Here is a 14,038-nt window from a genome sequence, read left to right on the forward strand (position 1 = left end):
CCTGACTAGGGCTGTACCACGAAGCCGCCCCGCGCGGGCAGTGTTACGCTGACAGTATTGCCCACCACGGCCCGCGTGCTGAAGCTGCGGTTGGTGTCCCCGTCGGTGATGAGCGTGCCGCTCTTTAGGCCTAGTTTGCCTAGGTCAACCTGAATGGTTTTGGGCGCGTCGGTGGCGTTGATGCCGGCCACGTACCACCCGCCGCCGGGCGCCTGGCGGGCCAGCACCGCGTACTCGCCAGGGAAGCCGTCTACTAGCTTCACGTCGGCCCAGCGGGGGGGTAGCTTTTTCACGAAGTCTTGCACGTAGGCGGGCTGTGCGGCCATGCCCTCAGGCACCTCGGCGTAGTGCTGAATGCCCGACTGAAACAGCACCGACAAGGCCAGCTCAAAGGCATTGGACGTGCGGCGCTGCTTGCCTCGAATCTCCGAAAAAGCCATGGGCGTGAAGTCCATCGGGCCCACGGCATTGCGGGTGAAGGGCAGCGTAGCGCAGTGGGTAGCCTCCTGGTCGGTGTTGCGCTGGTCGAAGGTCAGGAATTCGAAGCCCTTCACGGCTTCCATGGTCATCAGGTTGGGGTAGGTGCGGTTCCAGCCCCTGGGCAGAGTAGCACCGTGAAAATTCACCAATAAGCCAGCCTGGGTGGCGTCAGTCAGGATGTCCTGGTAGTAGTTCATAAACGACTGCCCATCGCCGCCAAAGAAGTCGATTTTTACCCCGGCCACGCCCATCTGCTTGAGGCGGGCAAACTCCTTGCGGCGGCTCTCAGGCTCAAACATTACATTGGTGGGCGTTTGCGGGGCTTGGTTCCAGTGCCCGTTCGAGTTGTACCACACCAGCAAACCCACGTTTTTAGAGCGGGCATACTGGGCTAGCTCCTGGGTTTTGTCGTAACCGATTTGCTTGTCCCAGAGGGCATCGACTAGGCAGTAGCGCCAACCCATGTTGGCGGCGTAGTCGATGAAGCGGCGCTGCACGTCGTAGGTGGTGTTTTGGTCGCCCATCAGCACCCACGACCACGACGATTTGCCGGGCGCGTCGGTAAGTACGGGCGTTTTAGCGGGTGCGCTTAGGTCGGTCGTCAGCGTCGATTCGACGATGGGCGCTAGCGAATTGCCGACTACTACCACGCGCCAGGGCGTGCTCCACGGCAGGCGACTTTCGGGCAACAGGGCCGCGTCGGGCGTGGTTTTTTCGGGCGGCTGCGGGAAGGCCACGGCGTACTCGGCATCAGGCGACTCATGGGCTAGGTGGGTGCCGGCGTAGGTACGGCCCATGCCGGCCTCCGTCAGCAACACCCAATGCCCGTTGGTTTGAAACAAGGCCGGAAACGACCACCCTTGCCCGATGGTAGACGGCGTACCCGCCGCTATGCCACGCTGGTAATTCTCCTCATACGAAGGCTGTGTATTGGCAAAGCCAGTTTGGGCTTTGGCGTGCGGGTGCAGCCAGCCCTTAGCTCCAGTTGGCAGGTGAAACGTGGTGCCCTCGGCCGTGATGCGCTGCACCTCCTGGCTAGGACCTTCCAGCACGTACTGAAACGCTACCCCATCATTCGACACCTGAAACACCACACTGAGCTGCGGCGAGCCGGCGGCTCCCGCGAAGTGCAGCACGCGCCGGTTAGCCCGGTAGCGGCAGTTAGCCCGCTTGTCGGTGGCCAGTTGGTAGTCGTCGGCCACGGCGGTTTGCTTGTCAGCTTTGGTCAGCTTTAGACCTTGCGTGAGGTCGGCGCTGGCAAGGCGGAGACCTAGGTGCGAAGGACGTAGCAGCTCAGCCTGGCGGTAGCGCACGGCGTAGGTGGGCTGGCCCTGGGCTGTAATGTTTACGGTCACTTGCACGGCCCCGTCAGGGCTGCTGATAACAACGGGGCCCGCAGCCTGGGCAGTAGCAGCTGCCAACATAGCCGCGCCAACAAGAAAAAAGAAACGCATAGTCAAGTAGTTAAAAAGGAAAGTGCGGCACTACAGCCACACACCGCAGGCAGGCGCTACCGCTTGCCCGGCACCCGAATCACGGTGAGCGAGTACGGCGCGGCGGTATAGGTAAAACGCTTGGCGGCTTTATAGGCAGTGGCCTTAGGCATCACCGTTTTCGGACTGGTAAAGTTGTTAACGGCGTCCTTTGGACCGGTGAGAACCGTGCGGGTAGCAGCGGTTTTCAGCCCGGGAAAACGCGTCAGGTCAATGCTGAAAAGTTGGGGGGTAGCCACTGTGTTCACCAGCTTCAGGATGATGTCGCCGGACTTTGCATCGCGCACGCACGATGCAGCCACGGTGGTGTCGGCGGTGGCACCCGTGGGCAACGTCACCACGCTAGCGTGGTAGGTATCGCCCTGGTTTTGCCCGAAAAGCTGCTGCACCTGGTAGTTGACGGAGGGCGCTACGGTGGTATTGGTGAAGTAAATAAGGTCGGTTTTCCACTGCGTGTGGCCTTCTTTGGCCAGCAGGGGGGCGTAGGAAGCTAGCTGAACTACGTCGCCGTTGCGCTCCAGCGACGTCATGTAGGCCGCTTCGGCCAGCGCGTGGTACAGCGTGTTGCCCCAAGAGGCATATTCGCCCACGTACACCTTGGACTTGCTACGGTCGTAGCGGTCGTAGCGCTGGTTATTGGTCATAAACCACCGAGGCGTTTCGTAGTAATGCTCGTCTACCATCGGCACGTTCAGCTGGTTAGCAAAGGCCCAACCCTGGTCGTAGTCCTCTCCTTTCGGACCGGGCCCGACGGTGCCGATGATGGTGATTTCAGGATGCTGGCGGCGCATGGCGTCGTAGAGCAGCTTGAACCGCTCCCGGAACTCGGGCGTCTGCTTGTCTTCGTTGCCAATGCCAATGTAGGTAAGCCCAAATGGCTTGGGGTGGCCCGCGGCGGCTCGCTTAGCGCCCCAGGTCGAACTAACCGGGCCATTAGCATACTCCACTAGGTCTAGCACATCCTGGGTGTAGGCCTGCATGTCGGCTATCGGCAGGCACTGCTGGCCGGTGCTCCCAATCCGCCAAGTACCGCCCGAGTTTTGGCAGCTTACGCCTGCGGCCACCACCGGCAGCGGCTTGGCCCCAATGTCTTCGCAGAACTGGAAGTACTCGAAGTACCCTAGGCCCGCCGTTTGGTGGTAATTCCAGATGTTACGCTGGCCCTTGCGCTGCTCCAGCGGCCCGACGGTTTTTTTCCAGTCGTAGACATTATCTAGGCCATCACCGTGGGCTAGGCAGCCGCCGGGAAACCGGATAAACTTCGGGTGGAGGTCGGCAATGGCCTGCGCCAAATCGGCGCGCAAGCCGTTGGGACGATTCCGAAATGTCTTTTGGGGAAACAATGACAGCATGTCCAGGTCTAGTACCCCCTTGCTAGTGGCCAATACCACCAAGCTAGCGGCGGCTTCGGTAGCGCTGGGGGCCAAGGTAGCGTGGAGATGCTGCCATTCACTGGCCTGGGCCGACAAGTTGGTTTCGGCCAGCACCGTCCCTTTCGGGTCACGTAGCTGCACCAACAACGGCACAGCCGACGATGACTTCAGGCGCGCCCACATCGAAAAGTTGTATTTCTCCCCCGCCTTCAGCGGAATGCCATCGAACCCCACGTTTTTGAGCCCTGCTCCTTTCTGAAACGGCGTTTCTACCTGCAACTGCACGTAGTGCGGATTGTTGGCGTGCAGGGGCACCGTGCTTTCCACCGACAGGCTGCCCGTGGCAAAACCCTCCCGGAGAAACTCCCAACTAGTGAGCGGGTTCCAGCCCTCGTGGTCGCCGGGAGCGTACTCGAAGGAGCGGTTTTGCACTAGCTCGGCGTAAAGGCCGCCATCGGCCGCGTAGTTGATGTCTTCAAAGAAAATACCGAACAAATCGGGGCTAATGGGCTTGCCGCCGGCCGGGGCCTGAGCCGCCACCGGAGCAGCCAGTATTGCACACGCCGCCAGGGCAGTTAAAAACGAGCGTTTCTTCATGACCAAGGATGGGCACCATGCCCGGTGCAAAAGCAGGCGGACATGGTGCCCCGTAGGGTAGGTGGGAAAAGAGTAGCGTATGCAGGCGCCCCGCTGCGCGGCTGGAGCTTTATTGCTTGTACACCGGGTCGTTGCCCTCGTACTTCAGCCACTTAAAGGAAGCCGTATTGGTTGTAGGCTGGCCCGAGGATGTGGCGTACATCCCAAACGTGCAGCCAATGAAGCCACCCGCCACCTGCGTGCTCAAGAACTTGCCATCGACCTTGTCCTTGAGGGTCGTCCAGGTCTTGCCATTCTCCGAAAAGCTGAAGTTGTAATCAGCAGCCTGAGCCTGAATGCGCAGCTGCACGCTCGCTGTGGCCGACTTGAGCGGCGCTTGGGCCAGCAGTTCCGGCTGCTTGGCATCGGCAGTGCTTTTAAACAACTGCAGCATCGGCTTGCCATTGTCTACCGACTTGCAGAGGTAGTAGAAGTGCTTCTCGTCCTGGAAGATGGTCAGGCCCGCCTTTTCGTTGGCCGATTTCGGCGCGAATGTCAACTCGGTTTCGGCGGTGCAATACATGTGCTGCTGACGCTTGCCGATGAAGGCCGGATTGCCAGTTTCGGCCACCGTTTCGGGTTTCAGCTTCAAGGTGAGCCCTTTGGCCTTGCTCAACGAGAAATTGGTGCTATCGACCGTGCGCAAAAACAGCAGCGCGGGGTCTAGCTGCTTCTCGAAGGTGAGGGTGTACTTGAAGTTGCCACTCTGCGGCAGCGCGCCGGGCTGCTTCACCTCGGGGAAGTTGGCCTTGTAGGAGTATTGCACCCCATTTGGGCCGGGCACCGTTACCGGCCAATCATCTTTCCACTCCACAGGCACGATAAACGTTTCGCGGCCCGTGTTGTAGAAGTTGCCCTCATAAGGCCGCACCGCTAGGAAAATGGCGTAGGTCTTGCCATCCGGCCCTTCCACAAACTGCGCGTGGCCGGCCGAAGTGATGGGGTCTTTGCGGTCTTTGGGCAGCTCGCGCTGCGAGAGGATGGGGTTTTTCTCGTAAGGCACAAACGGACCTAGGGGCGCCTTGCTGCGGAATACCACCTCGGTGTGATTGACCGACGTGCCGCCCTCGGCCGCGTAGAGGTAGTACCAGTCGCCGCGCTTCATCAGGTGCGGGCCCTCAATCCAGACGGGCTTTTTGCTCAGATCAACGCCACCATTCACCACAATTTTGGCTTCGCCCACGGTTTGCAGCGTTTGAGGGTTCAGCTCGATTATCTTGATGGAGCGGTGGCCGTCGTAGAGGGGTGTGCCGGGCGGGTCGCTGTTGTAGATAACGTAGGCCTTGTCGCCCTCGAAGTACAGCGAGGGGTCGATGCCCTTCACTTCGGGCAGGAAAATAGGGTCGCTCCACGGCCCGGCGGGATTTTTAGCTGTCACCACGAAGTTGCCCTTGTGGTCAATGAGGGTGCAGGTGACGTAGTACGTGCCGTTGTGGTGCTCGATGGCTGGCGCAAACAACCCCCGAGTCATCCGGTCGCCCATAAAGGTCATTTGCGAGGGCCGGCTAATGACGTTGCCGATCTGCTTCCAGTTTTTCAGGTCTTTGCTGTGCATGACCGGAATGCCAGGGAAGTAGGAAAAAGTGGAATTCACCAGGTAATAATCCGTGCCGACGCGAATGATGCTCGGATCGGGGTAGAAACCCGTCATGATGGGGTTAACCAACTCAATCGATTGAGCAGAGGAAACTGTGTTTTGTAGCAGCAAAGCTGCCAGGGCAGGGAGAAGTACCTTCAGTCGCGTAAAGAGCATGCTATTAGGTTCGGGTGGATGTTCTGAAGTGTTTGGTAGGGGTGATGTCTAACTGAGGAAAGGCTTACTTAAGCAGCCGCACGTCGTAAACGCCGCCCGCCGTAGAGCCCGCCGCCGCCACAAACTTTACGGTGAGCGTGGTGGCCGCATCCCGGCGCAGGGCTTCGGGCAAGGCGTACTCCACGTCGTAGAAGTCGCGTTGTGGGTTGCCTTCCAGAGACACCTTCGCTAGGGGCGCCCCGTTGATTAAGATGGTGAACTGCCGGTTTTTATCACCCCCGGAATACGTGACACGGAGCGCGCGGGCTGCCTTATTGGGGTTGCGCAAATTGTAGCTAAACCAACCAGCGGCATGCCGCCAGTGGCGGTTGCGGAAGGTGCCCGTCTCGGATTGCTCCCCCTGAAAGCCGTGGTCCGACTCGGGCTGTTGCTCCCCGGGCGTGACTTGGTCGATGGTGCGGGCCTCCAAGGCGCGCTTCTCGGCGTCGCGGCGGCGTATTTCTTCTTTGCGGGCGGCTAGGCCTTCAGGAGTTGTCACGGGCCAGTACACCATATAGCGCGCGTCGTGAATCTGGTAGAAGGGTACCAATTGCACGTTGCGGTTGCGGTCAGATTCGACTAGGCCAGTGGCTGTAAACGTTAGTGGCCGCCCAGCTACCGGTTTGATGCTTTCGGCTACGTTCTTGCTGGTAGAAACGAGCACGGGGGCGTCCTCGATAGGGTAGAGCGGCCCACTTGGCACGTGCGCCATGCGCTGGCCATTGGCGCGCAGGCCGGCCAGGTCGGTGGTGTCGGTAACGGCCGCCAGCACCACCGGTCCATGCACGAAGGATACCCAAGACGAGTGGTCGGGCAGATACTCTGCTTTAGTTTCCATGGGCAATACCACCGTTACTACGTCGCCCGAACGCCACTTGCGGGTCACGGTCGCGTAGCCCGGCGACGTAGTGGTGGCGGCCACCGGCTTGCCGTTGACCTGCACCGCCATCTTACCGGCCGGCAACCAGCCGGGCTGCCGGATGCTAAGCGCAAACGTGCGCGGCTTTTTCAACTGTAGCTGCAGCTGCGAGCGTTCTTCGAAAGGAAACGTCGTTTGCTGCGTGAGGGTGAGGCCCTGCTCAGCCCAATCAAGGCGCGAGGGCACAAACAAGTTCACCAGCAGCTCTTGCTGCTTACGATGCGCGTACACCAGTTCGCCGTACTTGCCGTGGTTTTCCAGGCCCGATCCTACACAGCACCAGAAACCTTCCTGCGGCTCGGAATACACACGGTAATGGCGAGGGCGCATGGGCGTGAAGTACACGAAGCCGCCCTGCCCGGGATGCTGCGACGAGAGAATGTGGTTGTAGAGGGCCCGCTCGTAGTAGTCGAGGTAGCGGGTGGAGGCGCTGGTGAGATACAACTGCTTGGTGAGCTTGAGCATGTTGTAGGTGTTGCACGTCTCGGGGCCTTCCGTGCTTTCGAGCATGGAGGTGAAGTTGTCGGCCGGGTTGAAGTGCTCACTGACGCTGTTGCCGCCAATCGACACTGTGCGGTTCTCTACCACAGTTTTCCAGAAGAAAGTGGCGGCGTTGGACCAGGTAGGGTCGCCGCCTACCTCCGCGATGCGCTCAAAGCCAATGACTTTCGGAATTTGCGTGTTGGCATGCATGCCGTTAAGGACATCCTTTCCTCCCAACAGCGGCTCCAACACCGCCCGGTGCGAAAAGCGCTGCGCCAACGTTAGGTACTTAGGGTCGCCAGTGATGCTAGCTACATCGGCAAACACTTCGTTCAGGCCCCCATGCTCACTGCGCAGCATATCCTGAATTTGCGCGTCGGTGAGGTTAGCCGTGAGGTCCAGGCACCAATCCGTCAGCTTGACGAGCATGGATTTGGCCTTGGCATTGCCCCCAATCAGGTAGGCGTCGCGCAGGCCGGCGTAGGTTTTGTGTAGGTTGTACCAAGGCACCCACTTGTTGTTCATCCCGAAGCTGTTGGCCTTGATGTTGCCGGCTTTCACCTGCTGCCACATGGCCTTGCCACCAGGTACGCCGCCGAGGTAGCCATTGCCGTTTTTCTGTTGGCAGGCGTCGAGCGCATCAATCATGTAGGTGAGGCGCTGCTGTACCTGCGCATCACCGGTGGCCGCGTACATCAAAGCCAGCGCCGAGAGATAGTGTCCGCCGATGTGGCCATCGAGGCCAGTGTTTTCCCAGTTGCCGTAGCGTTCCGCCTTTGGCTGAATGCCGGCTTCCGTTTGGTAGGGAGCCAGTAGCCGGTCGGGGTTGAGGGCTAGCATGTAGGCTTTATCAGTCTGCTGCGCCTGCTGGAACGGGCTTTCTAGCAAGTGTACTGCCGATACCGGAAAGCTCTCCAAAACTGTTGTTTGACCACTACCTAGCAGTGGCAGCAGGCAGGTAGAGAGCAGCAAAAATCTATGTTTCATGATAATCGATTGTTCAGTTCTTCGCCCTAACGGTCGAGCGCCGAAAATTGGCTACTATCCAACGCTTATCACACATTCAATTAGCAAAAAAGAAGACCCAACCGGGACCATGACAATTGGTTGCTAGGTAGCAACTCACACTTGCAGCGGCTTACATCTTGTTTTTCGCCGTCTGAAGCACCGCCTGGAGAGCAGGTTTGGGTTGGTAGGTGCGGTCGAATAGGAGTGGGTAGCTGGTGCGCCCTCTGATGGGCCAGTCGTTGAGCCAAGAGTCGGCATCTGTTACACCCCACAAGGTGACGCGGTCAATGACGTCGCGGTGCTTATGGAACAAGGCAAACAAGTCGGCGTAGCGTTTGGTCAGCTTTTGCTGCACCGAGTCAGGTAGGCCAGCGGTATACACGTTGTATTTAGCATCGGCGGCAAAGTTTTCGGCAATGTCGGCCCCTTGGCGCCGGCTAGGGTTAGGAAGCACGTCGATGTCGAGCTCCGTGAAATTCACGTGCACCCCGAGCTTGGAGAAGGCCACAATGCTGGCTTCCACTTGCTCGATGCTCGGCTTGGTCAGGCCATAGTGACCTTGCATGCCGACGGCGGTTACTTTGATGCCTTTGGCCTGCAAGCTTTTCACGAGCTTAATGACGCCTTCCCGTTTTTCGGGGCGGTAGAGGCTGTAGTCGTTGTAGTAGAGCTCAGCTTTGGGGTCAGCTTTGTGCGCATACTCAAAGGCTTTGGCAGCGAAGTCTTCGCCTAGGATTTCCAGCCACTTGGTTTTGCGTAGGTCGCCCTGCTGGTCGTCAATAGCTTCATTTAACACGTCCCAACCGCCGATTTTGCCCTTGTAGCGGCCTACCACGGTATTGATGTGCTCTTGTAGGCGCTTAAGCAACACCTCCCGGCTGGCGGGCTGGCCGTTTTCGTCTTCGAATACCCACTTGGGGGTTTGCTGGTGCCACATCAGCGTGTGGCCGATGATGAACATCTTGTTTTGCTGCCCAAACGCCACGTAGTCGTCGGCGGGCTTGAAGTTATACTTGTCGGGCTGCGGGTGCACAGGTCCCCACTTCAGTAAGTTTTCGGGGCTGATGGTGTTGAACTGTTGCTGAATCAGGGCCGTCGACTTAGCGTCTTGCCCACTGCTTTGCTTGTAGTTGAGGGCCGCCCCGACGTAAAAGTCTTTCTTGAACACTTCTTTCAACGTCGGTTCCGCCTTCTGAACGAAGTTCATTGCTACCCCGCTTAACGCCAGGCAGAGCACCGAATAGATAAGTTGCTTTTTCAAAGTTGAAGGGGAAAGTTTGCTGCTGGTCGTTGTCTTAGGTTACTGATACTATTTCAGAACCATTTACGCACTTACCTGTAACGAGCAGGGGCTCTACTGGCTCTTACCCGGCACAAACCTCCCCGACCGGTCCCTCCCATTGGGTTCCCACACCCTTAAGAGACCAGCCGGTTCGGTTTTAGCCATGGTAGCACGCGAGAGAGTGCCTCGCACAAGTAGAAAACCTCCCCAACCGGTCTTCCCCATAGGGTTCCCACGCCCTTTAAAAGACCAGTTGAGTCGGTTTTTTCGTTTAGCTACGGTTGTTGCGTTATTATATTCTTTGCGGCTAAGGTTACTTATAGCTCGCCGAAGGAGTTAACTGTAGAGGCTTGCGTTTACTGAGGCTGAATGCTGGCTTGAAAAGGGGAGGCAGGTAGGCCTTCCCGGTTGTAGAGGTTAGCGCCTTCAGGGTTGTCGGCCCAAGCATACCGCACGGATACCGGGTTGGGCACCTGGTCGCTCCACACCACCACCTGATTGCCTTCCAGCTTGGCTTTGGCCCATACATACTTATGGTCGGCACCGGCAACGGCGAAGTGCCGTGGTTCGCCGTCCTTCGTTACCAGGCCGCTGCCAACGTTTGAAAACTTGAGTGTTACCTTGTTTCCAGCAACTTGCATGGCTTGGTACAGTGGGCCCGAATACACTACCTGCCGGTCTCCGTACGCTACTTTTTCGGCGGCTAGCGCTAGCCGCTGACCAACTGGCTGCTTAGCAAGCGGATGAATATCGTTCCACTCTCCGAGCCCGAGCGTAACGGCCATGCCGGTGTAGGGCATTGCCAATAAACGCCGCTGACTTTCGCGCAGCTCGGCCCACCCACTCTCACTTGGCTCTTTTCTGGTAGCCATGAAGTCGGGCAGCTGCACATACAGAAAAGGTAGATTGGGTTGCTGATAATGCTGACGCCAGTCGTTGATCAAGCTGGTCATCAGGGCCTGGTAGTCCTGCGGATGACCAGCGTTCGACTCGCCCTGATACCACAGCACCCCTTTAATGGCGTAGGGCAGGAGTGGCGCAATCATGCCGTTGTAGAGCCCGCCGGGCAGGAACTGAAAGTAGGTAGTGCTGGGGGCCGGGGTTGTACTGGCTCCTAGCTTGTAGTGCCAAGGCCCATTCAAATCCAAGCTTTGCCCGCCGGCCCGAAGCTGGTAGAGCTTCTCCGGCGTGAACCCGCCCCGCCCGCTGTTATTGATGACGCGCACTACAATGGTATTCCTGCCCGGCACCAGCACGCCCGAAGCAATCGTGTACTTACGCAGGTCGTACTGAGAGCCGGCCGAACCCACCAACTGACCATTGACGTAGGTGGAATCTGAATCGACTATGGTGCCGAGTTCTAGCTGCGCAGGGTGGCCCACCATGCTGGCGGGCACATGCACTTCCTTGCGAAACCACACCACGCCGTTGATGGGCCCCAATCCTTGGTATGACCAATACCCAGGCACGTTCATGGTCGGCCAATCGGTGGCGCTGTACTGCAGGCTAGACCACTTCGTCTGGTTTGGTGCTTCTCCCTGATCGGCTTGGTGCAGCCGTTGCTGCCAGGCGCGGGAAGTTTCTCGTTCGCGCACCTGCACCTCAGCCAAATAGGCACTGTCCCGGTACTTCTCGCTTTTCTGCTCGTAAACCGGAAACTGCTTAAGGGCTGCGGCGCTCAGCCAAGCCTCGGCTGGAGAACCGCCCACCGCGTTTTTTATCAACCCAATGGGTACTTGGTACTTGGCGTAAAGGTCTTTAGCGAAGAAATACCCTACGGCCGAAAACTGGCCGATGCTCTGCGGCGTGGCGGCCATCCAGCGGCCTCCTGTTACGTTTTCCTGCGGCCCCTGGAAGGCGTAGCGCATGGGCACCAGAAACTGCCGGATGCGCGGGTTGTTGGCCGAAGCCATTTCCTCCGGGTACTTATCCTTTACGCTACTCATCGGCATTTCCATGTTCGACTGGCCCGAGCAAAGCCACACGTCTCCCACTAAAATGTCGTTGAGTTGTACCTGGTTGCTAGCCTTCAGCGTCATGGTGTAAGGCCCCCCGGCTTTCAGAGCGGGCAAGGCAACCCGCCATTTTCCCGCGGGGGTAGCCGTTGCCTGGTAGGTTTTACCCTGGAAAGCAACGGTCACCTTTTCGCCTGCGCTAGCCCAGCCCCAGATAGTAACGGGCTGCTCGCGCTGCAATACCATGCCGCTGCCTACCAAGTGGGGCAGCCTGATCTGGGCCTGCGCCGGGGCTGCCCAAACTGCTGCTACACACGCACTGGCCGCAACTACGGTTTTATATTTTGCTAGCATGCACAAATTCTGTGGAAATCTAGAGGATAACTCCTCTTCGTTAGTAGCGCTAGCCGACCTAAGAGCCATGCAGGCTGGTTGACGTTTGCTCACCAGCTACTAGTAGCCGGGGTACTACGTGATTTGTCTGCTGATGCGGGCAGCTTCCTGCTGCAGGATAGGCCGCAACCTGTAAAACGGCCAGACATGCTTGGCTGCATCCAAGCCATAGCTACCCGTATCACCGGAAACAGGTCATGGATTTGACGCCACAAATGCGAGCCTATACTTCTTCGCACGTTCTTTCATCAGCTTGCCGATATGTACGCGTGCGGCATTCACTTCCTTATCTATACCTTGTTGGTATAGACAAGAAAACGGAGTAGAAAGAGTGGCTGCTTCATACGAGTAGCCACTCTTTCTACTCCATTGCATTAGGCTATTGATAGCCTGGGTTTTGATAGGCAGCTTTTACATCAGCCGGTACATCCAGTGCATCAAGCTGGCCCTGCGGAATGGGACGCAAGTAATGATACGGCTGAATGGTACGCGTTACGGTAGCCGGCGTATGGTCACCGAAGTTGTTGCCGCCAATACGGTAGGTTCCAGCCAACTCATTCCACTTTTGGGTGCGCACCAGATCAAACCAGCGGTAACCTTCACCGAAGTACTCGCGCGAGCGTTCTGCCAAGATATAATTAATGTCTATGGTAGCCGGAGTGGCCGCAACCATAGCCGCGCTGTTATCCTGCACCTTGGCTACGTTGCCACTGTTGTCAAAGCGCCATTTGCCGGCCCGGGCCCGAATAACGTTAATCAGTTCTCGTGCGCTTTTGCCTGCTTTGGTGGTTGCTCCTTTTACGGCTGCTTCCGCTGCTACAAAGTATAGCTCAGAGAATTTGGCGATGTAATACGGGCGTGTGCTGCCAGCATTGGGAGAGCCCAAGCCCGCACCATTATCCGTACGATAAGGGCCAAGCTTCCACAGACCTGGATAAGCAATTCGGCTGATGCCATTCGGCCCAATTACCCAATCTGCTCTGCCAGGCAGAACGCCTCCGCCTACGCCACTTGCGCCTGCTCCGCTAGGATAGGTAATGGCAGTAGCCGGCTCTGAATTCAGGAACGTCAGGATAGGATCACCCATGCTAACTGGCAGGTTATTGGCGTTGTACAAAGTCGTCTCCGGAACGCCTGTTCCTCTAAGCCAGTTGCCGCGGTACACCGTGGTAAAGGTACCATCGTAGCGAGAATCGTTGGTTTTGTCGGCAAACGTAGTGGTAATGGCGCCGATGGTAGGAGCCATACGCACCCAAGGACGACCCAGCGGCTGCACTGCTTCCCGCTGCACGGAAGAGGCATTGCCTGTTCCGCTGGCTCCTGCTGTTTTGAAGCTTCTGATAGAGGGATAGTTCCAGGTCAGCATCCAGCCAGCGAAGTTATCAGGGGCACCGCCACTACCATTGCTCAAGTCACCTGCGTTATAGAACTGGCTGGATTCAGTATGGTCAGCGTACAACATCGTTTCCGCGTTGCGGTCATTTGTACCCACGTTCACATCGTAGTACGTTGGCTGCAAGCGGTACTGCCCCGGGTTGTCGATACCATCAGCTGCTATGTCATACGCCTTCTGATAATACCATTTGGCATCATGTCCGTCCGGATCTGTGCGTTGAGCCGCTGGATAGGTCGGAATGTTATTCGGGTTCTCAAGCCACCAAGCATAGGTTAAGTAGGCTTTTGCCAAATACAAGCGAGCAAGCGTCTTGGTGACGCCACCGATAACGCGCGGAGCCGCCGGCAAATCGTTGATTGCGATTAGCAGATCCGGGAAAACGGCTTTGGTATACACTTCGGGTACCGTGTTGCGTACCGAAGTTCTAATCGGGGTGGTATTGAATTCCAATTCTCCAGATCCCAAATCCAGTGGCACGCCCCCGAAGGTTTGAACCAACAAGAAGTAATCAAAGGCTCGGAAGAACCGTGCTTCAGCAACTAGGGCCGGCGAAACGGTACCCACCGCAGAGGCATTTTTAATAATGCCACTAGCCGTATTGATGTTGGGGAACGCCGTAAACCACACTCTGTCGGCGCGGCTGTTGTTGCCGTTGAGCGCCGCTCTGCCTGAGAGGTCCGCGGCCAGAAAGTTCTCGTCGGCGCTTTGGCCGTAGGTTACTTCATCCGTCCCGGTTTCGGTGGTGTTATAATAGTACGCCTCTCCATAGATGTAGCGCAGGTGAGCATACATAGATGTCAACCCTCCGCTAACACCTCTTTCGGTTTG

At 57.7% G+C, this 14,038-nt stretch carries 7 protein-coding genes; all 7 read right to left on the reverse strand.

Annotated elements, in window-relative coordinates:
- Positions 1 to 5: 5 nt before the first annotated feature.
- The 7 genes from P1X16_RS26145 to P1X16_RS26175 all read right to left on the reverse strand — a co-directional run bounded on the left by P1X16_RS26145 (position 6) and on the right by P1X16_RS26175 (position 14,002).
- Entirely contained in the window at positions 6 to 1,934 is a 1,929-nt protein-coding gene (locus tag P1X16_RS26145; protein WP_277235307.1) for a glycoside hydrolase family 97 protein, read from the reverse strand.
- 56 nt (positions 1,935 to 1,990) lie between these two features.
- A complete protein-coding gene (locus P1X16_RS26150; protein ID WP_277235309.1) occupies positions 1,991 to 3,943 on the reverse strand; it encodes an alpha-L-arabinofuranosidase C-terminal domain-containing protein in 1,953 nt (650 codons plus the stop codon).
- 109 nt (positions 3,944 to 4,052) lie between these two features.
- Positions 4,053 to 5,735: a glycoside hydrolase family 43 protein gene (locus tag P1X16_RS26155; protein WP_277235310.1), complete on the reverse strand. Its 1,683-nt coding sequence runs from the start codon at positions 5,733 to 5,735 to the stop codon at positions 4,053 to 4,055.
- Between the two features lie 64 nt (positions 5,736 to 5,799).
- Positions 5,800 to 8,163, reverse strand: a complete 2,364-nt coding sequence (locus P1X16_RS26160) for a glycoside hydrolase family 127 protein (protein ID WP_277235311.1) — start codon at positions 8,161 to 8,163, stop codon at positions 5,800 to 5,802.
- A gap of 151 nt (positions 8,164 to 8,314) precedes the next feature.
- On the reverse strand, positions 8,315 to 9,445 hold the full coding sequence (locus P1X16_RS26165; protein WP_277235313.1) for an endo-1,4-beta-xylanase: 1,131 nt from the start codon (positions 9,443 to 9,445) through the stop codon (positions 8,315 to 8,317).
- Positions 9,446 to 9,822: 377 nt separating this feature from the next.
- Complete coding sequence (locus P1X16_RS26170) at positions 9,823 to 11,775, reverse strand: sialate O-acetylesterase (protein WP_277235315.1); 1,953 nt, start codon at positions 11,773 to 11,775, stop codon at positions 9,823 to 9,825.
- 418 nt (positions 11,776 to 12,193) lie between these two features.
- Positions 12,194 to 14,002 carry a RagB/SusD family nutrient uptake outer membrane protein gene (locus P1X16_RS26175; RefSeq protein WP_277235317.1) on the reverse strand — a complete coding sequence of 603 codons (1,809 nt, stop codon included), beginning with the start codon at positions 14,000 to 14,002 and terminating at the stop codon, positions 12,194 to 12,196.
- Between the last annotated feature and the right edge of the window lie 36 nt (positions 14,003 to 14,038).

Source organism: Hymenobacter sp. YC55 (genome assembly GCF_029433095.1).
Lineage (GTDB): Bacteria > Bacteroidota > Bacteroidia > Cytophagales > Hymenobacteraceae > Hymenobacter.